The organism is Streptomyces sp. NPDC003635, from assembly GCF_053587635.1.
The window spans coordinates 83339-108452 of sequence record NZ_JBSFOK010000001.1; the positions used below are offsets into that span (position 1 = coordinate 83339).

At 71.9% G+C, this 25114-nt stretch carries 22 protein-coding genes and 2 tRNA genes; 10 read left to right on the top strand and 14 right to left on the bottom strand.

The genetic code is table 11. The features are described 5' to 3' along the window. Positions 1–33 precede the first annotated feature (33 nt). Positions 34–726: a hypothetical protein gene (locus ACWDRW_RS00425; protein WP_451717894.1), complete on the top strand. Its 693-nt coding sequence runs from the start codon at positions 34–36 to the stop codon at positions 724–726. Between the two features lie 4 nt (positions 727–730). On the opposite strand, the gene ACWDRW_RS00430 is transcribed toward ACWDRW_RS00425, so the two are convergent. Beyond that, positions 731–925, bottom strand: a complete 195-nt coding sequence (locus ACWDRW_RS00430; protein WP_451717897.1) for a hypothetical protein — start codon at positions 923–925, stop codon at positions 731–733. A 206-nt stretch (positions 926–1131) separates the two neighbouring features. Between ACWDRW_RS00430 and ACWDRW_RS00435 the strand changes: the two genes are divergently transcribed. The 4 genes from ACWDRW_RS00435 to ACWDRW_RS00450 all read left to right on the top strand — a co-directional run bounded on the left by ACWDRW_RS00435 (position 1132) and on the right by ACWDRW_RS00450 (position 5459). Then, entirely contained in the window at positions 1132–1593 is a 462-nt protein-coding gene (locus ACWDRW_RS00435) for a MarR family winged helix-turn-helix transcriptional regulator (RefSeq protein ID WP_451717900.1), read from the top strand. A 22-nt stretch (positions 1594–1615) separates the two neighbouring features. Beyond that, entirely contained in the window at positions 1616–4072 is a 2457-nt protein-coding gene (locus tag ACWDRW_RS00440; protein ID WP_451717903.1) for an MFS transporter, read from the top strand. Positions 4073–4156: 84 nt separating this feature from the next. After that, complete coding sequence (locus tag ACWDRW_RS00445) at positions 4157–4984, top strand: YceI family protein (protein ID WP_451717906.1); 828 nt, start codon at positions 4157–4159, stop codon at positions 4982–4984. Between the two features lie 4 nt (positions 4985–4988). After that, positions 4989–5459, top strand: a complete 471-nt coding sequence (locus ACWDRW_RS00450) for a PPOX class F420-dependent oxidoreductase (RefSeq protein ID WP_451717908.1) — start codon at positions 4989–4991, stop codon at positions 5457–5459. A gap of 8 nt (positions 5460–5467) precedes the next feature. On the opposite strand, the gene ACWDRW_RS00455 is transcribed toward ACWDRW_RS00450, so the two are convergent. The 10 genes from ACWDRW_RS00455 to ACWDRW_RS00500 all read right to left on the bottom strand — a co-directional run bounded on the left by ACWDRW_RS00455 (position 5468) and on the right by ACWDRW_RS00500 (position 16670). Beyond that, a complete protein-coding gene (locus tag ACWDRW_RS00455) occupies positions 5468–5797 on the bottom strand; it encodes a hypothetical protein (protein ID WP_451717911.1) in 330 nt (109 codons plus the stop codon). 72 nt (positions 5798–5869) lie between these two features. Continuing rightward, entirely contained in the window at positions 5870–6739 is an 870-nt protein-coding gene (locus tag ACWDRW_RS00460) for an IS5 family transposase (protein ID WP_451717914.1), read from the bottom strand. 137 nt (positions 6740–6876) lie between these two features. Then, positions 6877–7629, bottom strand: coding sequence for a TetR/AcrR family transcriptional regulator (locus tag ACWDRW_RS00465; RefSeq protein ID WP_451717917.1), 753 nt, complete (start codon positions 7627–7629; stop codon positions 6877–6879). A gap of 49 nt (positions 7630–7678) precedes the next feature. Next, the gene (locus tag ACWDRW_RS00470; RefSeq protein WP_451717920.1) at positions 7679–9187 is read right to left on the bottom strand and encodes an MFS transporter; all 1509 of its coding nucleotides are present in this window, start codon (positions 9185–9187) and stop codon (positions 7679–7681) included. Positions 9188–9262: 75 nt separating this feature from the next. Further along, the gene (locus ACWDRW_RS00475; protein WP_451717923.1) at positions 9263–11404 is read right to left on the bottom strand and encodes an ArnT family glycosyltransferase; all 2142 of its coding nucleotides are present in this window, start codon (positions 11402–11404) and stop codon (positions 9263–9265) included. Then, a complete protein-coding gene (locus ACWDRW_RS00480; RefSeq protein ID WP_451717925.1) occupies positions 11401–12810 on the bottom strand; it encodes a glycosyltransferase in 1410 nt (469 codons plus the stop codon). The genes ACWDRW_RS00475 and ACWDRW_RS00480 overlap by 4 nt, the downstream gene beginning before the upstream one ends. A gap of 14 nt (positions 12811–12824) precedes the next feature. Then, positions 12825–14459 (bottom strand): ATP-binding protein, encoded by a 1635-nt coding sequence (locus tag ACWDRW_RS00485; protein ID WP_451717928.1) that lies wholly within the window; start codon positions 14457–14459, stop codon positions 12825–12827. Continuing rightward, positions 14456–15196, bottom strand: coding sequence for a response regulator transcription factor (locus tag ACWDRW_RS00490; RefSeq protein ID WP_194078854.1), 741 nt, complete (start codon positions 15194–15196; stop codon positions 14456–14458). Before ACWDRW_RS00490 ends, ACWDRW_RS00485 begins: the two co-directional genes overlap by 4 nt. A 112-nt stretch (positions 15197–15308) precedes the next feature. After that, positions 15309–16184 carry a DUF2797 domain-containing protein gene (locus ACWDRW_RS00495; protein WP_451717931.1) on the bottom strand — a complete coding sequence of 292 codons (876 nt, stop codon included), beginning with the start codon at positions 16182–16184 and terminating at the stop codon, positions 15309–15311. Positions 16185–16298: 114 nt separating this feature from the next. Then, positions 16299–16670, bottom strand: coding sequence for an HGxxPAAW family protein (locus ACWDRW_RS00500; protein WP_451717934.1), 372 nt, complete (start codon positions 16668–16670; stop codon positions 16299–16301). Positions 16671–16769: 99 nt separating this feature from the next. On the opposite strand from ACWDRW_RS00500, the gene ACWDRW_RS00505 reads away from it, so the two are divergent. Beyond that, positions 16770–17249 carry a MarR family winged helix-turn-helix transcriptional regulator gene (locus ACWDRW_RS00505; protein ID WP_451717937.1) on the top strand — a complete coding sequence of 160 codons (480 nt, stop codon included), beginning with the start codon at positions 16770–16772 and terminating at the stop codon, positions 17247–17249. 15 nt (positions 17250–17264) lie between these two features. Here ACWDRW_RS00505 and ACWDRW_RS00510 read toward each other — a convergent pair whose 3' ends face one another. Beyond that, a complete protein-coding gene (locus ACWDRW_RS00510; RefSeq protein WP_451717939.1) occupies positions 17265–17663 on the bottom strand; it encodes a winged helix-turn-helix transcriptional regulator in 399 nt (132 codons plus the stop codon). A gap of 101 nt (positions 17664–17764) precedes the next feature. On the opposite strand from ACWDRW_RS00510, the gene ACWDRW_RS00515 reads away from it, so the two are divergent. Both ACWDRW_RS00515 and ACWDRW_RS00520 read left to right on the top strand, forming a co-directional pair. Beyond that, positions 17765–18598: an NAD(P)H-binding protein gene (locus tag ACWDRW_RS00515; protein ID WP_451717942.1), complete on the top strand. Its 834-nt coding sequence runs from the start codon at positions 17765–17767 to the stop codon at positions 18596–18598. Positions 18599–18758: 160 nt separating this feature from the next. Beyond that, complete coding sequence (locus ACWDRW_RS00520; protein WP_451717945.1) at positions 18759–19253, top strand: GtrA family protein; 495 nt, start codon at positions 18759–18761, stop codon at positions 19251–19253. Positions 19254–19332: 79 nt separating this feature from the next. Here ACWDRW_RS00520 and ACWDRW_RS00525 read toward each other — a convergent pair. Continuing rightward, positions 19333–19405, bottom strand: a tRNA-Arg gene (locus tag ACWDRW_RS00525). A gap of 175 nt (positions 19406–19580) precedes the next feature. Then, positions 19581–19671, bottom strand: a tRNA-Ser gene (locus ACWDRW_RS00530). A 171-nt stretch (positions 19672–19842) separates the two neighbouring features. Here ACWDRW_RS00530 and ACWDRW_RS00535 point away from each other — a divergent pair. Further along, positions 19843–20343: an SSI family serine proteinase inhibitor gene (locus ACWDRW_RS00535; protein WP_451717947.1), complete on the top strand. Its 501-nt coding sequence runs from the start codon at positions 19843–19845 to the stop codon at positions 20341–20343. Between the two features lie 230 nt (positions 20344–20573). Then, complete coding sequence (locus ACWDRW_RS00540; RefSeq protein ID WP_451717950.1) at positions 20574–25073, top strand: PAS domain-containing protein; 4500 nt, start codon at positions 20574–20576, stop codon at positions 25071–25073. Positions 25074–25114: the final 41 nt, after the last annotated feature.

Below are 25114 nucleotides of genomic sequence, written 5' to 3' on the forward strand. Positions count from 1 at the left end.
CCTTTCTGACGGAGCGTCAGCCACCATGGCGCGATGCTTCGGCCCACGACATGGACGTACGGCCGCGCGGGCGCACTGCTCACCGCCTCCGCGGCCGCCGTGTGCCTGGGCGGCCTCCTGGCCGCGTGCGCGGGCGACGGGGGCGGCGACGGTTATGTCGCTGTGGGGGCTCCGGGCGCGGTTCCCGCGACGGCGGCGCCCACCGGCGAGGTGACGCTGGTACCGCTGGAGCCGGAGGGGCGTGCCACCGAGGGCGACTCGCGCACCGAGCACGAGGATTCCGGGCAGGAACCGAGCAGCGCCCCACCAGCACCCGGCGATCCCCCCAACCCGGCGCCGTCGGCGGCACGCGCCAACCCCGGCCGTACGCCCGCGAGTTCGGCCGCGCCGACGCCCAGCGGCTCGGCGACAGCCGCCCCCGCCGCGCTCACCTGGTCCGAACCGGAGCGGGCGGGGGCACAGCAGCGGTGGTGCGAGAAGGTGACGCTGGAATTCCACAACTCGGGTGGCGATCCGGTCCGTTCGGGCACCGTGACCTTCGGGACGCACATCATCGGGGCGCTCGGAGTCGACTGGGGGACCGTGGAGTCGGCCGAGGAGCTTCCGGCGCCGATCGAGGGCGGCGCGCGGAAGGGGAAGACCTGGACGGTGTGCGTCGACGCGTGGCGCGTGCCCTTGGGAATGCACGTGGAGACGCGGGACGTGACCGTCCGGTGGGAAGGGTGAGGGGTTACTTCAGCGCCAGCCACGCCACGGCGGCGACGACCGCGACGGCGACGACGATGCCGATGATCAGGCCGATGCGGGGACCGCTGGAGGCGGCCGCCTGCTGACGCCCCTGCGGCGCCTCGTCCACGAACGCACGGAACATCTGGGTGCTGCCGGCGGGGTCGTAGTTGCCCTGGGGGCCCTGGGTGTTAGCCATGGCCCGAAACCCTAGCGAATCCGGGGGTGCCGCCCAAGTGCGGGCCCGGCACCTGCACCGACGCTCACGGAACCCGCCCCACCTGCACATTTACGGTCGCAATACTTGCCTTTGCCAAGTTTTTATGCCGTGCTCACCGAATTTATTTGCCTGTAGCAACCAACGGCTTCTACGGTTGCCCCAAGCAACGAAATCCGGGAGGTGCGATGGCCGAACAGGCGCAGTACGAGGAGCTCGTCCGCCAGTTCAGCGCCTTCGGCGCCGTGAAGCGGGAGATGGGGCGGACGCTGCCGTCCGACTGTCCCAGCGGTTCCGCCGCCGTACTGACCCTGCTGGACCGGCACGGGGACATGCGCATGAGCAAGCTCGCCGAGCTGCTCGCCGTCGACATGTCCGTCACCAGCCGGCATGTCGCGCATCTCGCCGAGCGCGGCTGGATCGACCGCTCCCCGGACCCCGCGGACAAGCGCGGCCGCATCCTGCGTCTCACGCCGGCCGGGCGGGCGCAGGTCGACGAGCTGTCCCGGCGGACCACCCAGGTGCTCGCCGACCGGCTGAGCGACTGGAGCGACGAGGACGTCGCCCGGCTCACCGGGCTCATGGCACGGCTACGGCGTTGCTTCGACCAGCACGACCAGTCCCCCCGTACACCCGCGACCACCGCGTAGAAGCGCTAAGAGAAGGAAGTCCATGGCTACGACCACACCAGCCGGTGTGCGGGCTCATGCCAAGCACGGAGGAGGCTCCGGCGAGGCTCCCATGACGCATCGGCAGATCATGGAGGCGCTCTCCGGGCTGCTGCTCGGCATGTTCGCCGCCATCCTGTCCTCCACGATCGTCTCCAACGCCCTGCCCGAGATCATCCAGGACCTCGGCGGCGGGCAGAGCGCGTACACCTGGGTCGTGACCGCCGCGCTGCTGGCGATGACGGCCTCGACCCCGCTGTGGGGCAAGCTCGCCGACCTCGTCAGCAAGAAGGCCCTCGTCCAGATAGCCCTGGTCATCTACATCGCCGGATCCGTCGTCGCCGGTGTGTCCCAGAACTCCGGGATGCTCATCGGCGCCCGCGTCATCCAGGGCCTCGGCGCCGGTGGTCTGACCGCGCTCGCCCAGATCATCATGGCCGCGATGATCTCCCCCCGGGAGCGCGGCCGGTACTCCGGCTACCTCGGCGCGACCTTCGCCGTCGCGACCGTCGGCGGTCCGCTGGTCGGCGGGGTCATCACCGACACCGACTGGCTGGGCTGGCGCTGGTGCCTGTACGTGGGCATCCCGTTCGCGCTGATCGCCCTGCTCGTGCTGCAGAAGACGCTGCACCTGCCGGAGAGCAGGCGCAAGGTCAAGGTCGACTGGACCGGCGCCTTCTTCATCACGGCCGCCGTCTGTCTGCTGCTGATCTGGGTCACCTTCGCGGACGACAAGTACGCCTGGCTGTCCTGGCAGACGTACTCGATGGTCGGCGGCGCCCTCGCGCTCGTGCTGGTCTTCCTCTTCGTCGAGACCAGGGCCGCCGAGCCGATCATCCCGCTGCGCCTGTTCCGGAACCGCACGATCACCCTGGCCTCGCTGGCCTCGCTGCTCGTCGGTGTCGCGATGTTCGCGGGCACCGTCTTCTTCAGCCAGTACTTCCAGCTGGCGCGGGACGAGTCCCCGACCATGTCCGGCGTCATGACCATCCCGATGATCGCCGGTCTGTTCGTGTCGTCGACCGTCTCCGGCGCGGTCATCACCAAGACCGGCAAGTGGAAGGCCTGGCTGGTCACCGGCGGCGTGCTGGTGACCGCGGGGCTCGGGCTGCTGGGCACCATGCGCTACGACACCGAGTACTGGCACATCGCCGTCTTCATGGCGGTCATGGGCCTCGGCATCGGCATGATGATGCAGAACCTGGTCCTCTCCACGCAGAACCAGGTCGCCCCGCACGAGCTCGGCGCCGCCAGCTCGGTCGTCACCTTCTTCCGGTCCCTAGGCGGCGCGATGGGCGTCTCGGCGCTCGGCTCCGTGATGTCGACCCGGATCAGCCACTACGCCACCGACACCATCGGCTCGCTCAGCCCGCGGGAGCAGGCGGCCGCCGCCAAGGCCGTGGGCTCCGGCGAACTGCCCGACATGGACGCGCTGCCCACCCACATCCGCACCTGGCTGGAGAGCGCCTACGGCCACGGCATCGCCGACATCTTCCTGTACGTCGCCCCGATCGCCTTCCTCGCCTTCGTCGTGACCCTCTTCATCAAGGAGGTCCCGCTGCGGACGTCCGGCGCGCTGGCGCAGGCGGCGGAGGGCGCCAAGGGGGAGGCGCCGGCGGTTGTTCCGGCGCCGGTTCCGACGGCTGTCGCCGTGGCCGAGGCCCCTGTCGTGGAGGAGGGCACCGTGCGGGTCACCTCTGGTGGCGTCCCCGTGCGCGGATTCGTCCGCGGCGCCGAGAGCGTGCCCGTCCCGCGGGCCGCGGTCACCCTGATCTCGCTCTCCGGACGGCAGTTGGGCCGCGCGGTCGCCCAGGCCGATGGCTCCTACGGGGTCGACGCGCCGGCCACGGGCTCGTACGTCCTGATCGCCTCCGCCGACGGCTTCCAGCCGCAGGCGTCCACCATCGTCGTCGGCGAGGATCCGCTGACGTACGACATCCTGCTCAGCGGCACCAGCGGGCTGAGCGGTGTGGTGCGGGCCGCCGAGGGCGCGCTGCCGGTCGAGGACGCGATGGTGATCGTCACCGATGTGCGGGGGGACCTGCTGGCTACCGCGGCCACCGGCGAGCAGGGCGAGTTCGCCTTCGGCGAGCTGGTGCCGGGCACGGTGACCGTCGCGGTGAACGCCGCCGGGTTCCGGCCGCGTGCCCTCCCGGTCGAGATCGGCGGCACCGGTGTCACCCGGGTCGAGGTCGACCTCGATTCCGGCGCGCGGGTCCAGGGCGTCGTACGGGCGCCGGGGGGTCCGCTGGCCGACGCGCGGGTCACGCTCGTGGACGCGGCGGGCAACGTCGTCGGCACGGCGACGACCGGGACGGACGGGGCGTACGCCTTCACCGACCTGAACGGCGGCGAGTACACCGTCATCGCGACGGGATACCCGCCGGTGGCCTCGGCGCTCACGGTCGGCGGCCGGGGTGTCGACGACCACGACATCGAACTCGCCCACCCCGGCGAGTAGTTCCGACCCCGGCCCGTGAAGCACGCTCTGAGCGGAGGTGTGCTCCACGGGCCGGTTTTTCTTTGAGCTCGAGGAGTACGTGAGATGGGACTGACCGCGAGGATCCGTACCCGGGACGGATGGGCCGTGTCGCACGCGGTCGTCACGGTGACGGACATGACCGGTACGCAGGTGCTGCGGGCCGAGGCGGACGCGGAGGGGGCGGTACGGGACGCGACACCGCTGGCCCCCGGTTCCTACACCGTCATCGTCACCGCCGTCGGGTACGCGCCCGCCGCGGTCGGCGCGATCGTGACCGCCGGGGGAGGGCGGGCCGAGGTCGGCACGGTGACGCTGGCGCGGCGGGGCGGGACCGAGCTGCCGCCGCCGGGGCCGTGGACGGTGGACCCGGCGCACTCGACGGTCGGCGCGGTGGCCCAACATCTGGGGATCTCCAGCGTGCGCGGGCGGTTCACCGACTTCGCCGCGACCGTGGAGATCGCGTCGGACGACGTCACCAGGTCACGGGTGGAGGCGGTGATCCGGGCCGGCTCGATCGACACGGGGAACTCCACGCGGGACGAGCATCTGCGGTCGGCGGACTTCCTGGACGTGGCGCGTTTTCCGGAGATCACCTACCGGTCGACGGGTCTGACGGCGGGCGTCGGCGCGGATCGCTGGACCGTGCACGGTGAGCTGGGGCTGCACGGCGTCGTACGCCCGGTTGACCTGGACCTCGCGTATCTGGGGACGGGCGCCGACTCGTGGGGCGGTACGCGGGCCGCGTTCCGGGCGACGGCTCAGTTGCGGCGGGAGGACTTCGCCATGCACTACAACCAGGTCGTCCAGGCGGGGATCGCCGCCATCGGTACGACACTGCGGGTGGAGCTGGATGTCCAGGCGGTGCGGGGCGAGTCGCTGCCCCTAGGCTGAGGCCATGGCACCGAACATCGCGACGAACACCCGTGTCTCGCTCGAGGAGTTGCTGGACTTCGTACGGCCCCGTCATCGCGCGATCCTGATGACCCGGCGGGCGGACGGCGGCACCCAGGCCTCGCCGCTGACGTGCGGGGTGGACGACTCCGGGCGTCTGGTCGTCTCCACGTATCCGGAACGGGCGAAGACGCGGAACGCCAAGCGGGACTCCCGGGTGAGTGTCCTCGTGCTGAGCGACGACTGGAACGGGCCGTGGGTGCAGGTGGAGGGGACCGCCGAGGTGATCGACTCCCCCGAGTCCGTCGAGCCGCTGGTGGAGTACTACCGCAACATCGCCGGCGAGCATCCGGACTGGGACGAGTACCGCGCGGCGATGGTGAAGCAGGGCAAGTCCATCATCCGGGTCACTCCGGAGAAGTGGGGCCCGGTGGCCACGGGCGGTTTTCCGGCGCGGCTGGTCGAGGGCGCCTAGGCCGTGTTTTAGAACTCGCTGACCTGCTTGGTTGGCCGTCCGGGGATGTCGCGGGCGGCCATCCAGATGGTGAGGTCGTGGGCGATGTCGTTGATGCTGGTCGCCGTGGTGACCTCGTGCTCGTTGCGGGTGGTATCACGGCGGACGATCTCAAAGCCGCCTTCGTTCAGAACGGCCACTGAGGTGAACCAGGCAGGGTCGTCCTCGTCGGGCTGGACGACCACGAAGGTGTTGTCGGAGTCGTTGAGGTCGCTGATCAGCATGAACAGCGCGTCCTCGGAGGGGTCGTCGATGCGGTCGCCGTTCTCGCTGTCGGCGCCGTAGTACTGAGCCCCCATCGTTGCCTTCCCCTCGCCCTGTTCACCCTGATTGCAGCCAGCATGGCATGCGCAGACGACGCCTCGGAGCGGTCATAACCACTCGCCGATGGCCGCGATCAGGACGGTCGCTTCGAAGCGGACCGCGAGTTTGTCGAAGCGAGTGGCGACCGCCCGGTTGCGCTTGAGCCGGTTGATCCCGCATTCGACCGCGTTCCGGGCCTTGTAGTCCTCGCGGTCGAAGGCTGGAGGCCGCCCGCCAGCCTTCCCTCGCCGTTTGCGGTTGGCGGCCTGGTCGGCAGGCTCCGGGATCGTGCACCGGATTCCCCGCTTTCGCAGGTAGGCCCGGTTGGCGCGAGAGGAGTACGCCTTGTCGCCCCGCACTCGCAGCGGGCGGACACGGGGACGGCCGGGCCCGGTGCGCGGTACTCGGATGCCTTCCAGAACGGCGGTGAACTGAGGACTGTCACCACGCTGACCTGCGGTGACCAGCAAGGACAGCGGCCGTTGGCCCTGTTCGCAGGCCAGGTGAATCTTGGTGGTGAAGCCTCCCCGGGAACGGCCCAGGCCGTGGTCCTCGGGTTCGGTGCGGGTCCCGCCCGGCGGTTCCTTCTGGGCCTGGCCGTCGCGGCGGGCACCCGCGGCGTGCTGGTGGGCCCGGCAGATCGTGGAGTCGACGTTGACCTCCCACGTGATCAGCCCGTCCGCGTCCGCCCGGACCTGCAGCCGGGTCAGCAACAGAGCCCAGGTGTCGTCGCGTTGCCAGCGGCGGAAGAGTCCGTAGACCGTCTGCCACGGCCCGTACTCCGACGGCAGATCCCTCCACGGCGCACCGGTCCGCACCCGCCACCGGATCCCATCGATCAGCCTCCGCCGGCCCAACGACGGCCGCCCCAACACCGCAACCGGCAACAACGGCTCCAGCACCGCCCACTGCTCATCAGAAAGATCCCCTCGCCCCACACCGAGATCATCACTATGCAAGGCGAGGAACAGAACCGACTTTCAAAACACGGCCTAGTCGTCGGGGGCCCGGGGCTCGTGCGCGGCGGCCGGGCCGTCGTGGCCGGTCGCGCGGTGCCCCGCGCCCCCGAGTGGGATCACTTCCCGCGCGCCACCATCGCCTCGATGCCCGCCACCAACAGGTCGAGGGCGAAGGCGAAGTCGCGTTCCAGCATCTCCTCGACCGTGTCTCCGCCTCGGGCGGCCATGATGTCCTTGGCCTCCTCGATGACCCCGGCCGTCGTCGGGACCTCGCTCACCGTCGTCATGGCGTGCCGGAAGTAGGCGTCGGGGGTCATGCCGGTGTCCTCGACGCGGCTGAAGAAGTGGCCCTCGATCGTGCCGTAGCCGTACACGAACTGGAAGACGGCCGAGATCGCGCCCGTCACGCCCTCGGCGGGCAGGCCCGTCTTCCTGATCACTCGCTGGACCACCCGGGAGAAGGCCAACGAGTTGGGGCCGATGTTGAGGTAGGTCCCGGCCAGCGGGGACAGCCAGGCGTGGCGGACCAGCAGGGCGCGGTACTCCCGGGCCAGCGTGCGCAGTTGGTCGCGCCAGTCCTCGTCCGCCTCCGGATCGGGCAGCCGCAGTTCGCCGTAGACCGCGTCCAGGGCGAGTTCGAGGAGGTCGTCCTTGGTGTCTACGTACCAGTACACGGACATCGCCGTCACGTTCAGCTCGGCCGCGAGCCGGCGCATCGAGAACTTCGCCAGCCCCTCCGCGTCCAGCAGCCGCACGGACACGTCGGTGATCCGCCCGCGGTCGAGCGTGGCCGGCTGACCTCCGGAACGGCCGCTCCGGCGCCCCTTGTCCTCCAGCCAGACGCTTGCCCGCGCAGCTGCCTTACCCATGACGCACCTTCCTGGACTTTCACAACACCGATCCCGAGCTAGTGCCGCACTAGGGGGCGACCACCACCCCCGAGTCTGCCCGCTCGGCCCGACGCAGCAACGCCGCCGCGACCAACCCCCCGAGCAACACGGCCAACGCCCCTACCAACTGGCTGGTCTCCAGGCCGGAGGCGAGCGCGTCCTTGATCCGCGTCCGCTGCGCCTCGCCGTCCGCCGAGGCCAGCGCCGCCGGCAGACTGCTCGCCGCCACCGGAATCAGCGTCGCGAAACGGGAGTTGAGCACGGCCCCGAGCACCGCGACGCCCAGGCCGTTGCCGAACTCCGCCAGCGTGCCGTTGATCCCGGCGCCGACCCCCGCCTTCTCCCGGGGGATCGCGCTCATGATCGCGTGCGCCATGGCCGGGTTGGCGATCGCGCAGCCCACGCCGATGAGCACCAGCCCCAGCAGGGTCCCGGTGTAGCCGCCCGAGGCGAGCGTCGCTGTCGACACCAGCCCACCGGACATCAACACCATCCCGAGCAGGATCGACATCGGCGTCCCCAGCTTCGCCGTCCACTTCGCCGAGACGCCCGTGAAGTTCAGCGCCACGACCGTCAGCGCCAGCGGCGCGGTCCGCAGACCCGCCTCCAAGGGGCCGTATCCCAGGACGAACTGGAGGTGCTGCGTGAGCAGGAAGAGCGCGCCCCCCATGCCGAAGGTGATCAGGACGGCGCCGGCGACCGCGCCGGAGAACCGGCGGTCCCGGAAGAAGTGCAGATCGAGCATGGGGTAGGGGATCCGGCTCTCCCAGTACGCGAAGACCGCCAGCACCACGACGGCGACCGTGCCCGTCGCCAGCACCCGGCCGGACGTCCAGCCGTGCTCGGGACCGGAGATGATCGCGTAGACCAGGGAGGCCATGCCGATCGTGGAGAGCAGCGCGCCCAGCAGGTCGGGACGGTCGCCCCGGGGGTTCTTGGACTCGGGGACCAGGGCCACGACGGCCACCAGGCCCAGCGCCGCCACCGGCAGGTTGATCAGGAAGATCGCGCCCCACCAGAAGTGGTTCAGCATGAAGCCGCCGATCAGCGGGCCGCAGGCGAACCCGAGTGCGTTGACCGCGCTCCAGATGCCGATCGCCTTCGGGTGCTCCTCCGGCGCGAAGATCTGCATCGCCACCGCGAGGGTCGTGGTGAGCAGCAGCGCACCGCCGACGCCCATCCCGGCGCGGGCCGCGATCAACTGGCCGGTGTTCTCGGCCAGTCCGGCGATCAGTGAGCCGATGCCGAACAGGGCGAGGCCTGTGATCAGCATCTTCTTGCGGCCGTAGCGGTCGGCGGCGCTGCCCGCGGTGAGCAGGAGACCGGACTGCACCAGCGAGTACGCGTTGATCATCCACTGGATGTCGGAGGTCGCCGCGTCCATCTCCGTGGTGAGCGTCGGGATCGCCACGTTCAGGATCGTGTTGTCCAGCAGCACGGTGAGCTGGGCGAGACAGATGACACCCAGGATCAGCCAGCGCCGGGGGTGGCCGTGGGATGCGGGGGTGGAGGTGGCAGCGGAGGTGGACGCAGACATGCTGTACACCGTATAGCGACTCCCATACGGTGTACAGCACGTTCTTGTCGGGGCCGGGCCGCCGTCGTTTCCGCCTCAGCCGCTCGCCTTCTGCGTCAGGTCGTAGAAGGTGGCCGAACCGGCCGTCACCTGCTTGAAGTTGGCCTCGACCCACTCCGTGATCTCGGCGGACGTACCACTGTCGCCGCCGCCCATGCCGCCGCCGGAGCCGCTGGAGATGAAGTAGTGGATCCTGCCCTCCGCCACGTACTCCTTGAACTCGGCCAAGGTCGGGGACGGGTCGGTGCCGTTGAAGCCGCCGATCGCCATCACGGGTTCACCGGTGGAGAGCTGGAAACTCGCGGCGTTCTGGGCGCCGATGGCCGCGGCGGCCCAGGTGTAGTGGTCCGCGTTCTCCTCCAGCAGTTCCCTGGCCTCGTCGGAGACCGCGGCGCCGTTGAGCAGACCGCCCATACCGCCGCCGCCCATGCCGCCGTCGCCGTTCTGCGGGCCCTGCTGGTTCTGCTGGTTCTGCTGGCCCTGAGGGCCCGGCACGCCTCCGCCGAAGCCGCCGTTGCCGCCGGTCCCGCCGGTCGGGGGTTGGGCCATGCCGCCGCCCTGCTGGTTCTGCTGACCACCCTGCTGACCCGGCGTCCCGCCACCGGCACCGCCACCGGGGAAGCCACCGCCGCCGGGACCGCCGCCCCGGCCGCCCTGCACGGACGGGCCCGCGGTCACGATCGACCCGGTGTGGGCCTCGCCCACCGTCGTGAGGGTGTACGCCGCCGGCCCGGCCAGCGCTGCCGCCAGCCCCAGGCCCATGACACCCAGCGCCAGTCGACGCCCGAGCCGGTTCACGAGGATCAGGCCGAGAGCCGCCGCCAGACCGCCCACCAGCACCAGCCACCTCAGCCAGGGCAGGTAGTCGGAGGACCGGTTGAGCAGGACGTAACCCCAGGTGGCCGTCGCGGTCATGGTGGCCGCCAGCGTCAGCGACGCCCACCCCTTGTCCCGCTTCTCCCACAGCAGCGCCGAGCCCATACCGATGAGGGGCGCGAGGTAGGGGGCGAGGGCCACGGTGTAGTACTCGTGGAAGATGCCCTGCATGTAGCTGAAGACCACCATGGTGATCAGCAGCGCGCCGCCCCAGACCAGGAACGAACCGCGGGTGACCGACGTGCGGGGGGCCTTGCGCGTCGCCACCAGTCCCGCGATCAGCAGGATCAGCGCGGCCGGGATCAGCCAGGAGATCTGGCCGCCGATGCTGGAGGAGAAGAGCCGGTCCCAGCCGGTCTCGCCCCACTGTCCGGTGCCGCCCCCGCCACCACCGCCGCCGACGCTGCCGGTCTCCTCGCCGTTCAGGCGGCCGAGGCCGTTGTAGCCGAAGGTCAGTTCCAGGAAGGAGTTGTTCTGCGAGCCGCCGATGTACGGGCGGGAGGACTCCGGCCACAGTTCGACGATCGCGACCCACCAGCCGCCGGAGACCACGATCGCGGCCAGGCCCGCCGCCAGCTGTCCGATCCGCTTCTTCACCGACACCGGGGCACAGACGCCGTGGACGAGGGCGAGCGGGGGCAGGATCAGGAAGGCCTGGAGGGTCTTGGCGAGGAAGGCGAAGCCGATCGCGGCGCCCGCCCACAGCAGCCACTTCGTGCGGCCGTCCTCGACGGCGCGAAGAACGAAGTAGCAGGCCACCGCCATCAGCAGGGCCAGCATCGCGTCCGGGTTGTTGAACCGGAACATCAGCGCCGCGACCGGGGTGAGCGCGAGCACCGCGCCCGAGATCAGACCGGCGGCCGGGCTGAACCGGCGGCGGACGGCGGCGTGGACGACGGCGACCGTGCCGACGCCCATGAGGACCTCGGGGACGAGGATCGCCCAGGAGCTCAGGCCGAAGATCTTGACGGACAGGGCCATGGGCCACAGAGCGGCCGGGGGCTTGTCGACGGTGATGGCGTTGGCCGCGTCCAGCGAGCCGAAGAAGAACGCCTTCCAGGACTCGCTGCCGGCCTGCACGGCCGCGGAGTAGAAGGAGTTGGCGTAGCCGGAGGCGCTGAGATTGCAGAGATAGAGGACCGCGGTGGCGAGCAGCAGGCCGAGGAAGGCCGGGCGCGCCCAGCGCGGGTCCTCGGGGCGGCCCCGCCACAGTCTGCGGACCAGGGGCTGCTTGGGTACACCGGCGTCGGGCGCCAGTGGTGACTGCGGCTCGTGCACGGCCGTGTCGCTGGTGATGGTCATCGGGAGTCCCCCGGGTCGGTGTCGGAGGTGCGCACCGGCTGAAGCCGCATGGTGGCGTCCCTCCAGGTGTGGTCCGCGGCTTCACCGGCGCGGACATGAGTCATCGGGCGCTGCGGGAGCGGCGGCTGCGGGATGTGGCTCGTGACCACCGTCGAGGGGGTCTCGTCCCGCCGGTCGGAGAACACCCACGCCCGGAAGAGCAGGAAGCGCAGGACGGTCGCCGCGAGGTTGGCGGCGATCAGGACCGCCAGTTCGGTGGAGTGCGCGGGCTCGGCGGTGGCAGCGCTCAGGGCGGCCAGCGAACCGCTGGTGAGCGCGAGGCCGATGGCGAAGACGACCAGGCCCTGCGCCTGGTGCCGGACGGCCCCGGCCGGGCCTCGCACCCCGAAGGTGAGGCGGCGGTTGGCGGCCGTGTTGGCGATCGCCGAGACCAGCAGCGCCAGCGCGTTGGCCACCTGCGAACCGGTCAACTGGCGGAAGCCGCTGTAGAGGAGGAGGTAGAAGAGCGTGGACAGACCGCCGACCACACAGAATCCGACGAGCTGACGGGCCAGGCCCTTCGGTACGTCCTTGATGTCGCGGTCGCGCGGGTCGTCGCCGAAGGGACGGGCCAGGCGGTCCAGCGGCAGCGAACCGGTGGCCAGGGCCTTGCCGACCCGCCAGACGCCCTTGAGGTCGTCGGTGGCCGTCTTGACGATGTGGACGGTGGAGTCCGGGTCGTCGACCCAGTCGACCGGCACCTCGTGGATCCTGAGCCCCGCGCGCTCGGCGAGCACCAGCATCTCGGTGTCGAAGAACCAGCCGGTGTCCTCGATGAGCGGCATCAGCACCTGGGCGACGTCACGGCGGATCGCCTTGAAGCCGCACTGGGCGTCGGAGAAACGGGCCTGGAGCGAACCGCGCAGGATGAGGTTGTACGAGCGGCTGATGAACTCCCGCTTCGGGCCGCGCACGACCCGGGAGGAGCGGGCGAGACGGGAGCCGATCGCGAGGTCCGAGTGGCCGGAGATCAGCGGGGCCACCAGCGGCAGCAGCGCGTTCAGGTCGGTGGACAGGTCCACGTCCATGTACGCGAGGATCGGGGCGTCCGAGGCGGACCAGACGGTGCGCAGCGCCCGGCCGCGGCCCTTCTGCTCCAGCCGCACGGCCCGGACCTCCGGGATCTCCGCCTCCAGCCGCCGGGACACCAGGAGGGTGGTGTCCGTCGACGCGTTGTCCGCGATCGTGATGCGGAACGCGTACGGGAAGGTGCGGATGAGGTGATCGTGCAGTCTCAGCACACAGGGCTGGAGGTCCTTCTCCTCGTTGTAGACGGGGATCACTACGTCCAGGACAGGCGTACCGGCGTCTCCGGCCGGGAGGTGCTCCCGCGCCGGCAGGGTGCCGGGAGAAGAGTCGGTTCGCATGGAACCGACTCTTCTCAAGTGCCCTGTTCGACCCGTGTGGTGGCGCTGTGCTGGGCCTGTGAGAGGGATGGCCGGTTCGTCGCGGGCGCGGGCCGCGGCGTGAGCGCGGGCAGATGAACCGTGAAGACGGTCCGTCCGGGCACGCTGTCGACGGTCACGGCACCGCCGTGCGCGGTCGCCACGGCCTGCACGATGGCGAGGCCCAGACCGGTGGAACCGGAGGCGCGGGAGCGGGAGGAGTCGCCGCGCGCGAACCGTTCGAAGACGTGCGGCAGCAAATCGGCGGGGATGCCCTGACCGTCGTCCTCGACGTCCACACACAGCCAGGGCCCGCGCCGCCGCACCCGCGCGGTGACCGTCGTACCGGTCGGGGTGTGGGTGCGGGCGTTGGCCAGCAGGTTGACCAGCACCTGCTGCAGCCGGGCCGCGTCCGCGCTGACGAGCGCCGGCTCGTCGGGCAGGTCCAGGCGCCAGTTGTGGTCCCGGCCGGCCGCGCGGGCGTCGCTGATCGTGTCGACGACGAGGGGCACGAGGTCGGTCTGCTCGAACTGCAGGGGCCGCCCCGCGTCGAGTCGGGCGAGCAGCAGCAGGTCCTCGACCAGCAGGGTCATCCGGCCGGCCTCGGACTCGATACGGCCGAGGGCGTGCCGGGTGTCGGGGCCGACGTCCTCTCTGCCGCGCCGGGTCAGCTCGGCGTACCCGCGGATGGAGGCGAGCGGGGTTCTCAGCTCATGGCTGGCGTCGGCCACGAACTGCCGTACCCGCGTCTCGCTCTGCTGGCGGGAGTGCAGGGCGCCGTGGACGTGGTCCAGCATCCGGTTGAGGGCGGCGCCGACCCGGCCGACCTCGGTGTGCGGATCGCACTCGGACTCGGGGACCCGCTCGTTGAGGTTCACCTCGCCGGTGTGGAGCGGGAGTTCGGAGACCCGGGTGGCGGTGGCGGCGACCCTGCGCAGGGGGCGGGTGGCGACACCGACGATGACGGTCCCGGCGAGGGAGGCGGCGATGAGTCCGGCGGCGGTGACGCTGACCTCGATGAGGATCAGCGTGTTGAGGGTGCTGTTGACTTCGTCGGTGGGGATGGCGACGTAGTAGCTGCCGTTGTCGCCCGTCTTGTACTCGACCCGGTACTCGCCGAGGTCGCCGCCGAGGTCGACGGTGTGCTTCTCGCCGTCCTGGGCGACGGAGTTCAGCGCCTGGATCTGGGCCTCGGTCAGGTCCTTGGCCCGCATTCCGCTGAAGTCGGTGGAGTCCTCGTCCTTCACGCCGTACTTGGCGTCCGTGACGGAACCGTTCTGGACCTCGGCGATGACCGTGCCCTGCGGCTGGGGACCACCGCGGGTGACGAACTGTTCGAGGGTGAAGGGAGTGTCGTCGACCGCGTTGCCCTGCTGGGGATCCTGCTTGGGGTCCTGTTTCGGATCCGCGCCGGGGGGCGCGCCGAAACCGGCGGCCCGGCCGGTGACCTCGGTCAGCCGCTGGTCGAGCTGGTCGTAGAGATGGGACCGCAGCGCCAGTGTGGTGACCGTGCCGATCACCGCGCACACCACGGCGATCAGGAGCACGGATGCGACGACGAGCCGCGTCCGCAGGGTGCGCGGCTTGGCCGCCCGCCTCTTCTGCGGACGCGTCCGTCGTCGCCCGCTCATGAGGCCGCGGGCTTGATCAGATACCCGGCACCACGCCGGGTGTGGATCATCGGCTCCCGCCCGGCGTCGATCTTCCGCCGCAGGTAAGAGATGTACAGCTCGACGACATTGGCCTGGCCGCCGAAGTCGTACGACCACACCCGGTCGAGGATCTGCGCCTTGCTGAGCACGCGCCGCGGGTTGCGCATCAGGAAGCGCAGCAGCTCGAACTCGGTGGCGGTGAGGTGGATCGACTCACCGGCCCGGCTGACCTCGTGGCTGTCCTCGTCGAGGGTGAGATCACCGACGACGAGCACGGAGTCGGAGCGGCGGTCGGCGGCACCGGAGCGGCGGATGAGTCCGCGCAGCCGGGCGACGACCTCTTCGAGGCTGAACGGCTTGGTGACGTAGTCGTCGCCCCCGGCGGTGAGCCCGGCGATCCGGTCCTCGACGGCGTCCTTGGCGGTGAGGAAGAGGACCGGCACGTCGGGCAGCTCGCGGCGCAGCCGGCCGAGGACGGTGAGCCCGTCCATGTCGGGCAGCATCATGTCGAGGACGACGGCGTCCGGGCGGAACTCACGGGCGGTCTGGATGGCCCCCGTGCCGTCCCCCGCGCTGCGGATCTGCCAGCCCTCGTATCGCAGAGCCATGGACAGCAGCTCGGTGATCGACAACTCGTCGTCCACCACAAGCACTCGGACGGGGCTCCCGTCCGGCCTCAGCAGTTCGGTGCGCCCCTGGGGCGAGGTCGTGGTCATGCTGGACACCCTGTCGGGGGCCTCTGAGAACACGCTTTCTAGAACCTGTGATTTTCCTGAGAAACACACAGGAGGCTCTCAGGGAAAGCCTGGGTCCGGGGACGGCCTCGGCTCAGAACAACCCGTCCTGGGCGGTTACGGCTGCTTTGACCGGCCGCGTGGGGAGGTCGTGCCCCCTGTCGGCCGTGGCGGCCATGAGCTCCCAGCCTCTCATCAGCCGGGTGTCGAGTACGAGGACACCGCTTGCCGTCCGGAGATGGAGGTCGGGTCCGGCGGCGGCGACGAGGGTCCCACCGATGCCTCCGCCCGCGACGAGCTCGCTGACCTCCGCGACGGCGGGTTCGGGCACCGTGAGCCCGAAGACGTCGGAGTGATCGACGGGGAGGCAGAGCGCGGGGGTGAGGGACTCGGGCCAGCCGGTGAGTTCGACGGCGCGCGCGTGAAGCTGCCGAACCTCCGCGGCTCGCTCCGCGGGCGTCCCGGGAAGGTGGGTGCGAACAGCACGCTTGTCGGCGTACGGAATCCGGTCCGGCACCCCGAGTGCGGCCCGCAGCAACTCCTCGGTGCGCCGGGCGGCCATGAGCGGACCGGTGCCGAGCCAGCTGAAACAGACGGCACCCTGCTCCAGCAGCCGCGCGGAACCCCGCTCTTCGGCGGTGATCCCGACCTTGACCATGCCGGGCCCGAACCAGGCGAGGTAGACGCGGTACGGCCGCGGATCGTCGACGAGGGTGTCGGCGGCGACGGAGTGGGCGCGGTCGAGACGGGCGCATTCCTCGCATCGGGCGCCGGTGCTGCGCGCCGATACGGCGGCACGTGTCGGACAGGGGTGGCGGCGGGCCCCCACGCAGCTGCGCACACCCCCCTCCGGGACCTGGAAGGCGACCCGCTTCCCCCAGGTCAACGCGCTGCTGCGCCCGCCACCCCACACCAACTCGGGCCCCTCGCCGGACCACCGCAGCCCCGAACACGTCCATACCTGTGTCATCACTTCGAGGGTAGGGGCAGGCACTGACATCGGCCCCGGGAGGCGGCATCGAGCATCACCTCCACCACGGACACCGGCCCGGTGTGATCCAACTCCCGTACGCAGGAGACACGTTCACTCGACAGGTGACAGTCGGACCGATTCGCCGCCCGGCACCGCCACGACCCCGGGCTGCGCCTCCCGCTGCCGCCCCCGCCCCACCAACCGGCACCCCACGCACCCCGGATGCCCCGTCCGCGCCTGCGGATCGCGCACCCTCATCCCCCACTGCTCGCTGGGCCGCCGTCCCGGCGCCTTGCCCCAGCCGGCGAGATGCAGCGCCCAGGTGACCAGAAGACTCACGCCCCCGATCGCCAACCCGCCGACGATCAGCGGGCCGGACACCATGCACACCCCCAGCCCCAGCACCGCCGCCCCGACCGTCGCAATGCCGAAACCGGTCCACCCCGCGACCGTGTGCCCCTCGTCATACTGGTGTGCGCCCACGAGCATGCCCCCCGTCCAGAACGAGACCGAAGCGAGAATCTCTCAGCTGCTAAGCAATTTAGCGGAGAAATCTCTTACTAGCTAAGGCAATCACCGAACATGCCAGCCAAGCCGCGCCCCGCCGCCACCCCCGCCCAGGCACTGGAGGCGATGGACTCCCTCATCGCGGCCCACCTGCTCGGCCAGCAGGAGATGGCCCAGCGGCTGGGCCTGAACATCACCGACCTGCTCTGCTTCGGCTGTGTCCTCAAGGCCGGCGAGAACCTCCTCACCGCGGGCGACCTCGCCGAACACGCCCACGTCACCACCGGCGCGATGACCGGGATCCTCAACCGCCTCGAACGCGCCGGCTTCATCACCCGCGTCCCCGACCCGACCGACCGCCGCCGCGTCCGCGTCGCCGCGGTCCCCGCCGCCGTCACGCGCGTGGAGTCCCTGTACGGCCCCTACTACGGCCGCCTGACGACACTCTTCGCCGACTACTCGCCCGCCGAGATCGCCGTACTGGCCGACTGGTTCACCCGCACGACGGGCCTGGCACAGCAGTACATCGACGAACTCCGCGCCGGGGACGCCTGACGGCGCTCGACCGCGTCACCGCCCGCGCGCGCCCTCCCGCTCCTGCCGTGCGTCGTACGCCGCCCGCGCCTCCTCCACCCGCCCCAGATTCACCGACCACTCCGACAGCGAGGCGAAGAGCGGGGCCAGGCTGCGGCCCAGTTCGCTGATCTCGTACTCCACACGCGGCGGGACCTCCGCGTAGTACTCACGGACGACCAGGCCGTCCCGCTCCAACTGCCGCAGCCGCTGCGTCAGCACCTTCGGGGTGATCGTGGCGATCCGGCGCTCCAGCTCGACGAAGCGCTGCCGGCCGTACTCGTTGAGCGCCCACAGGATCGGAGTCGTCCAGCGGCTGAAGACGATGTCGACGACCGGGGCGACGGGACAGGCGTTCTCCGGAGCCGGGGCCGGACCCTCCGGTGTGGTCTCCATCACAAACACTCCTCCCGCCAATACTTTCCTCTAGGTACCTGCTTGCCCCAGGAAATTAGCGTTCTGACACGGCAGTTGACCACTCAGAACGGAGTACGACGATGATCGTGGTGACCGGAGCGACGGGCACCGTCGGGCGGCCCTTGGTGCGGGCGTTGGTCGAGGCGGGGGAGCAGGTCACGGCCGTCTCGCGGCGAGTCCCGGACCAGGGAACCGTGCCGGCCGGTGTCCGCCACCACCAGGCCGACCTCGCGGAGCCCTCCGCGCTCGCCCCCGCCCTGCACGGAGCCTCCGCCCTCTTCCTGCTGACCTCGGGGGAATTCCTCGGCTCGGGCGCCGGCCTCGGCCCCGTCATGGACGTCGTACGGGACGCCGGTGTGCCGCGAGTCGTCCTGCTCTCCTCGCAGGGCGTCGGGACCGGCCACCACCCCTCCCATCTGGAGGACGCCGTCAGGGGGTCCGGCGTGGAGTGGACCGTGCTGCGCCCCTCCGGTTTCCACTCCAACGCCCTGCAGTGGGCCGAGTCGGTCCGCGGCGGCCGTGAGGTCGCGGCGCCCTTCGGAGGTGTGGCCCTGCCGACCATCGACCCCGTCGACATCGCCGAGGCCGCGGCCGTGGCCCTGCGCGAGCCGGGCCGGCACGGCGGCGCGATCTACGAGCTGACCGGCCCCGCTCCCGTCTCCCCCCGTCAGCAAGCAGCCGACATCGGGGCCGTGTTGGGCGAGCCGGTGCGGTTCGTGGAGCTGACCCGGGCCGAGGCGCGGGCGCGGATGCTGGGGTTCATGCCCGAGCCGGTCGTGGAGACCACGCTCGACATGCTGGGCGAGCCGCCCGAGGCGCTGCGGCGGGTGAGCCCCGACGTCGAGCGCCTCCTCGGCCGCCGTCCGTACGGCTTCGCCGAGTGGGCGGCCCGGAACGCGGCGGCGTTCAAGTAGACCCTCACCCGAGGCCTGCCCCAACTCTCTTGGTAGGGCTGACCCCACCCCCGATTCGGGCACAGGCCTCCTCGTCCGGACGGGCCCGGCACGGGATCGTTGACGAAGGCTGATCAAGCCGACCAGCACCGTCAACGACCCTCCGCCGGAAGGAAGTTCCATGCCCTCGCCGCTCGCCTCCTTCGCCCGGTTCGTGGTGTGCGGTGGCGGCGTCGGGCTCGTCGCCGGTGCCACGGTGCCGCTGCTGGCCCACTCGATGCCGTGGGCGCTGGCCAACGCGCTGATCACCGTGGCCTCCACCCTGCTGTGCACCGAGCTGCACGCCCTGTTCACCTTCGGCACCGGCCGCCGACCCGGACTGCGCCGGCATGTGCAGTCCGGGGGTTCGGCGGCCGTCGCCTACGCGGTGACGTCCCTCGCGATCCTGGTCCTGCACCGGGTGGACCCCTCCCCCACGCTGCTGTGGGAGCAGACGGTCTACCTCACCGCCTCCGGACTGGCCGGGGTCGGCCGCTTCCTGGTGCTGCGGCTGTTCGTCTTCTCGGGCGCGGGAGAAGTCCGCCCCGAGGCCGCGGCTCAGGCACCGCCCGCCCGCACCCCGTACACGAAGCGCTTGACGCCCCTGATGCTCACGCCCGCGCTGACGGACAGGTAGGGCTCGGCGCCCCGGAGCCGCTGAATCCCCGCACCGAAACACCGAGGGCCCCGGATCTCTCCGGGGCCCTCGGCTGATGTGCACTCGGCAGGATTCGAACCTGCAACCTTCTGATCCGTAGTCAGATGCTCTATCCGTTAAGCTACGAGTGCTTGTTCTGTTTTATCGCCGCTCCTTGCCCTTCCGGGCCGCTCGCGGCGACAGGAAGAACATTACATGACTGCCGCCGCCATGTGAAATCCGTTAGGCGCACCCCTTGTGACCTGCGAAAACACGCCAGAAGCACGGAAGCCCCGGTCTACTGACCGGGGCTTCCGTGATCTTCGGCGGAGGCGGAGGGATTTGAACCCTCGATGGGCTTTAAGGCCCAAACCGCATTAGCAGTGCGGCGCCATAGACCGGACTAGGCGACGCCTCCAGCACAGCCGCCCGCGCGAGCGCGAGTGGTGCGTGCCGATGATGACACAGTCGAGCTCGGTGTCACCAATCGCCCCCCACGGTACTAGGCAGGCGGGGTGTGGGGCAAAGCCCTGAACGCTGGTGGGGCGGGGGCGCGCAACGTCCCGGCGCGCGGGGCGTTAGTCAGGTCATGTTCCCCGTCATCTCGCGTTCGCGTCGGCTCCGGCCGCTCCTCGCCCTCGCCGCCGGGTCCCTCGCGGCCGGGCCCCTCCTCGCCGCCTCCGCCGTCCCCGCCTCCGCCGTCCCCGCCCACGCGCACTCCGTCGACGGCCTGCTCGGGCTGTCCCGGGGCGGTGACCACCTCACCGTCACCGTCCGGAACGCCGGCGGGGGCGCGGACGGCACGTACGAGCTGTACTGCCACCCCGGCGCGGGCGACCACCCCGACGTCCGCGGTGCCTGCGCCGCCCTCGACCGAGGGTCCCGCTGGGGCAAGGACGCCTTCGCGCCCGTACCGGACGGCAGCGTCTGCACCATGCAGTACGGCGGAGCCGCCACCGCGCGGGTCACCGGTACCTGGGCCGGGCGGCCCGTCGACGCCCGGTTCGGCCGCGGGAACGGCTGCGAGATCGCCCGCTGGGACCGGCTCGTGCCCGTCCTGCCCGATCTGCGGCCCGCCGGACGGCGGTGAACGACGACGGTGCGGCGAACGACAACAGCTCTGTAAACGTCCCGCGAAGGTCTCGCGCAGCTCACCGAGGCGGTCATACGTTCTGGGTCACTTCGTCGTGCGACCTCGCTCTCATCCGGCGTCGCCGTCACAACCCCAGCCCTTAGACTCCCTCGCGTGACACGTCGCGGGCCGGTTGGCAAGATGGCCCGAGCGGTCGGCAAGGTGCGGTAACAGGAGGGAAGCGTCTCGTGAGCAGCAGGCCATCCCGAGGCGCTGCTCGCCTCGCAGCCATACTCGACGCTCTGCCCGACGCGTTGGTGCTGGTCAACGCCAATGGGACCGTCGTCAACGCCAACACCATCGCCCTGGAGGCCTTCGAGGCCCCGGGCACCGCTCTGGTGGGCCGGGGGCTGCTCGATCTGCTGCCCCAGTTCGACTCCAAGCTCATCCCGGGCTCCATGCGGCGGCCCGACCACATGGACCCGCGCGGGCGGACCAAGCCGACCCGGATGATGGCCCGGCGGACCGACGGCAGCGAGTTCCCCGTCGAGGTCACCTCCGCGACCCTGGAGAACGGCCAGCAGGCCTACGACGGTTACGCCTACGCCAGCGACGAGCTGCTGATGCTGGTCGTACGGGATCTCTCCGGGACCATCGACACCGAGGCCGAGCTGGCCCGTTCGCAGCGGCAGACCGAGATGATCCTGCGGGCCGCCGCCGAGGGCGTCGTGGGGACCGACACCGACGGACGGATCGTCCTCGTCAACCCGGCCGCCGCCCAGATACTGGGGTACCGGGCCAGCGACCTCGGGGGGCGGGAGCTGCACACGCTCGTGCTCCACTCCCGGCCCGACGGCTCGCCCTTCCCGTACGACGAGTCCCCGCTCGCCGACACCCTGCGCTCCGGACGCAAGCACCGGGTGCGCGGGCAGGTGCTGTTCGCCAAGAACGGCGACCACGTGCCCGTCGACCTGACGACCGCGCCGGTGCGCGACGGCGACCAGCTCGTCGGCGCCGTGATGACCTTCACCGACCGGCGGCCCTACGACGCCGTCGTCAAGGAGAAGGACGCCGCCGAGAAGCGGCACGAGGAGGAGCTGGAGCGGCTCTCCGAGGAACACGCCTCCGAGCTGACCGCGCTGCGGCAGAAGCACGTCACCGAGCTCGAGGAGCTCCAGGAGCGGCACGAGGAGGAACTCGCCGCCGGTGAGGAGCGCTACGCGGCACTCGGCGAGCGGGAGAAGGACCGTTACGAGGCCCTGGCCGGGCGGCACGAGCAGCTGCTGACGCTGCTGGCGACCTCGCTGCGCGGGCCCCTCGACGAGCTGCGGCGCGAGCTGTCCGCGCTCGCCGCGGACGACGCCGGGCAGCTGTGGCCCGAGGCCAACCAGGTACTGCACCATCTCTCGGCCGGCTACTCACGGATCACCACCCTCATCGACAACGTCCTCGGCTACCAGCGACTGGACACCGGCGCCGAGGCGGTGTCGCGTACGAAGGTGATGCTCGACGCCGTCGTCGCCGCCGGTGTCGACGGGGCCGTCGACCTCATCGGCCCGGGCCGGGTGCAGTTCGCCGTGCACGCGCCGCCCATCGAGGCGGAGGTCGACTCCCGGCTGCTCGCGACCGCGCTGGCGCATCTGGTCGCCGATGTCGCGGGCGTCGACGCGACCGGCAACGCGCCCGTGTCGGCGGGCGGCTACATGGACAACACGGTCGTCGTGGCTGCGGCCCAGCGCGGTGAGGTCGTACGGATCGAGGTGCGCGGGCCGTACGCCGGGGGAGACCCGGTGCACGAGCCGATCGTGCGCGGGATCGTGCGCGCGCACGGCGGTGTGCTGCAGACGCACGAGGTGCCGGGCATGAGCGGCAGCGCGTACGTCCTGGAGGTGCCGATCGGGGACGGGGCCGGGGCGGTTCCGGCCGCCGAGGTCGCCCTCGTGTCCGCCCCGGCGGAGGAGACCCCCGGCGGCGGCAGGCGGCGGGCCCGGCGGTCCTCCGTGGACGCCTTCCTGGAGAGCGAGGTGGCCGAGGGCTCCGGCTCCGCGTCCGGCTCCGCGACGGGTGCCGTCGCTGGTGCCGGCTCCGGTGCCGCGGAGATCGAGTCCGCGCCCACCGGGCGGCGCAGGCGCCGGGCGGCGCAGGTGGAGACGGCGCCGGTTCCGGCCCAGGCGCAGGCTCCGGTGGAGCCCTCCGGGGGTACGGGACGGCGGCGCGGGCGGCCTGCCGAAGCAGCCGGGGTGGCCGAGGGCGCCGACGCGGCCGAGGTCGCCGGGGCGGGCGTCGCCGAGGGCGCCGTCGTCACGGCCGCCGAGCACGCCGCCGGTACCGCGGCGGTGGGGACCGGTCTTGGCGGCACGGTTCCGCCGCAGGGCGTTCCGGCGCCGGGCGGACGACGGGCCCGGCGGGACTCCGGTGAGCAGCACGCGCTGCCCGCCGCCCTGCCCGCGGCCCCCACGGACGGGGCGACTCCGGCCGCCGGGCCGGTTCCGGCCCAGGGCGGCTCGGTCGAGGACGGTCGGCCGACCGGGCGTCGGCGCCGCGCACTGGCGGCGGCGAACGAGCGCGCGGCGGCGCAGGAAGCGGGCCCGCGCACGGTGTTCGCCCTCCCGCCGGCCGAGGCGGACCGCACGGAGCCGACCCCGCAGGAGGCCGCCGCGCAGGCGCAGGCCCAGGGACCGGCGCAGGCACCGGCACAGGTTCAGCCGCAGGGCCCGGGACAGGGCTTGGCACAGGTGCACCCGCAGGCTCAAGGCCCGGCGCAGGGACAGGGACTCGTCCAAGCGCAGGGTCCGGGGCAGGGGCCGGCGCAGGTCCAGCCGCAGGCTCAGGGCCCGGGGCAGGGGCCGGCGCAGGTGCACCCGCAGGCTCAAGGCCCGGAGCAGGGCCTGGCCCAAGTCCAGCCTCAGCCGCAGGGCCCCGGACAGGGCTTGGCACAGGTCCAGCCTCAGCCGCAGGGCCCCGGACAGGGCCTGGCACAGGTGCACCCGCAGGCTCAAGGCCCGGAGCAGGGCTTGGCCCAGGTCCAGCCTCAGCCGCAGGGCCCCGGACAGGGCCTGGCACAGGTCCAGCCTCAGGTTCCCGGGAACGGGCTGGCACCGCTTCAGTCGCAGGCTCACGGCGCTGGGCAGAACCCGGCCCAGGCCCCGGGCCAGCCGCACGGGCTCGGGCAGGCGCAGCCGCAGGCGCCGGTTCCGGCGCAGGCCCCCGGCGCGGAGCGTGCCGTAGCCGACGACGGCCGGCATGACGCCGTGCCGCACGACCACGCCGACGACCACACGCCGCCGCAGCCGCACCCGACGAGCGCGCCGACCGGCCGTCGCCGCCGTGCCGTGGCCCAGCCCGCCCCGGAACAGGCGGCCCCGGAACAGGCCACGCAGGCCCCCGCGGCCGTGGAGGCCGCCGGGCACCCCCTGCCCGCCCAGCATCCCGAGGCTCAGGTCCCGGCGACGGGCACCCCGCTCCCCGCCGAGGCCCCGGCCGTCGACGACACCTCCGGCGCCGGTACGGCCGTACCGGCGCACCCCGTCGCGGCGCCGGCCACGCCGCGGCCGGCCCCCGGCACCCCCGCCCAGGGCACCCCCCTCCCGCCCGAGGCCACCCCCGCGCGTGCCGCGCAGCCGCTGCCCGCCGAGGCCGCCGCGCCCGTGGATCCGAACTCCACGCAGGGGCGGGCGATCAGTGTGCGGACGTTGGGGCAGGGCGTGCCGTTCACGCGGCAGGCGGCGCAGGTGCAGCAGCCGACGCCGACGCCTCCCCCGCACCAGACCGGCGGCGGCAGGCGGCGCAAGCTGGGCACGCGCCCCGACGTGGACGCGCGCCCGCACCCGCAGGGCGAGCAGCCGCAGCCCCAGCCGTCGCTCGCCGGCCAGTCCCGGCTGGCGCAGGGCACCGAGGGCTCGGGACGGTCGTACGCCATAGGCGCGCCCGACGAGAACGCGGCCGAGGGACCCGAGCCGCTGGACGGTCCGGGCGGGGCCGTCGAGATCGCCGACACCCCGCGTCCGCAGCCGATGGACGACGAGCTGCCGCCCGAGCCGCTGGACAACCCGCGACGGCTGCTGGTGTGGCCCGCGCCGGACGTGACGACCCAGCAGGCGCTCAGCGACCGCGGCTACCGGCCCGTCATCGTGCACTCGCGGGAAGAGGTGGACGCGCAGATCGCCGCCTTCCCGGCCGCGCTCTTCGTGGACCCGCTGACCGGGCCGATCACCCGTACCGCGCTGCAGTCGCTGCGGCAGGCCGCGGTGGCCGCCGAGGTGCCGGTGATGGTGACGGCGGGGCTCGGACAGGCCTCGCGGGAGGCGGCGTACGGCGCCGACCCGGCCGTACTGCTGAAGGCGCTGGCGCCTCGGGACAGTGAGCAGCATCCCCCGCGGGTGCTGCTGATCGAGGAGCACGCGGAGATCGCGCTGGCGCTGACCGCGACGCTGGAGCGGCGCGGGATGCAGGTGGCGCGGGCCGCGAGCGACACCGACGCGGTGACGCTGGCGGGCCAGTTCCGGCCGAACCTGGTCGTGATGGACCTGATGCAGGTGCACCGGCGCCAGTCCGGCATCGTCGACTGGCTGCGCGCCAACGGCCAGCTGAACCGCACCCCGCTGGTCGTCTACACGGCCGCCGTCGATCAGGCCGACCTGCCGCGGCTCGCGTCGGGCGAGACGGTGCTGTTCCTCGCGGAGCGGTCCACCAGCGCCGAGGTGCAGGGCCGGATCGTGGACCTGCTGGCGCGGATCGGCACCAACTAGCGAGAACGGGAAAGCCCCCGGCCGAAGTGGCCGGGGGCGTT

Bases quoted from the DNA above. Each gene is read 5' to 3' on its own strand.
- ACWDRW_RS00435 (WP_451717900.1), top strand. From the start codon at position 1,132: ATGGCCGAACAGGCGCAGTACGAGGAGCTCGTCCGCCAGTTCAGCGCC.
- ACWDRW_RS00450 (WP_451717908.1), top strand. From the start codon at position 4,989: ATGGCACCGAACATCGCGACGAACACCCGTGTCTCGCTCGAGGAGTTG.
- ACWDRW_RS00425 (WP_451717894.1), top strand. From the start codon at position 34: ATGCTTCGGCCCACGACATGGACGTACGGCCGCGCGGGCGCACTGCTC.
- ACWDRW_RS00430 (WP_451717897.1), bottom strand. From the start codon at position 925: ATGGCTAACACCCAGGGCCCCCAGGGCAACTACGACCCCGCCGGCAGC.
- ACWDRW_RS00485 (WP_451717928.1), bottom strand. From the start codon at position 14,459: ATGAGCGGGCGACGACGGACGCGTCCGCAGAAGAGGCGGGCGGCCAAG.
- ACWDRW_RS00455 (WP_451717911.1), bottom strand. From the start codon at position 5,797: ATGGGGGCTCAGTACTACGGCGCCGACAGCGAGAACGGCGACCGCATC.
- ACWDRW_RS00520 (WP_451717945.1), top strand. From the start codon at position 18,759: ATGCCCTCGCCGCTCGCCTCCTTCGCCCGGTTCGTGGTGTGCGGTGGC.
- ACWDRW_RS00465 (WP_451717917.1), bottom strand. From the start codon at position 7,629: ATGGGTAAGGCAGCTGCGCGGGCAAGCGTCTGGCTGGAGGACAAGGGG.
- ACWDRW_RS00510 (WP_451717939.1), bottom strand. From the start codon at position 17,663: ATGGAGACCACACCGGAGGGTCCGGCCCCGGCTCCGGAGAACGCCTGT.
- ACWDRW_RS00495 (WP_451717931.1), bottom strand. From the start codon at position 16,184: ATGACACAGGTATGGACGTGTTCGGGGCTGCGGTGGTCCGGCGAGGGG.
- ACWDRW_RS00490 (WP_194078854.1), bottom strand. From the start codon at position 15,196: ATGACCACGACCTCGCCCCAGGGGCGCACCGAACTGCTGAGGCCGGAC.
- ACWDRW_RS00505 (WP_451717937.1), top strand. From the start codon at position 16,770: ATGCCAGCCAAGCCGCGCCCCGCCGCCACCCCCGCCCAGGCACTGGAG.
- ACWDRW_RS00445 (WP_451717906.1), top strand. From the start codon at position 4,157: ATGGGACTGACCGCGAGGATCCGTACCCGGGACGGATGGGCCGTGTCG.
- ACWDRW_RS00475 (WP_451717923.1), bottom strand. From the start codon at position 11,404: ATGACCATCACCAGCGACACGGCCGTGCACGAGCCGCAGTCACCACTG.
- ACWDRW_RS00480 (WP_451717925.1), bottom strand. From the start codon at position 12,810: ATGCGAACCGACTCTTCTCCCGGCACCCTGCCGGCGCGGGAGCACCTC.
- ACWDRW_RS00470 (WP_451717920.1), bottom strand. From the start codon at position 9,187: ATGTCTGCGTCCACCTCCGCTGCCACCTCCACCCCCGCATCCCACGGC.
- ACWDRW_RS00515 (WP_451717942.1), top strand. From the start codon at position 17,765: ATGATCGTGGTGACCGGAGCGACGGGCACCGTCGGGCGGCCCTTGGTG.
- ACWDRW_RS00535 (WP_451717947.1), top strand. From the start codon at position 19,843: ATGTTCCCCGTCATCTCGCGTTCGCGTCGGCTCCGGCCGCTCCTCGCC.
- ACWDRW_RS00440 (WP_451717903.1), top strand. From the start codon at position 1,616: ATGGCTACGACCACACCAGCCGGTGTGCGGGCTCATGCCAAGCACGGA.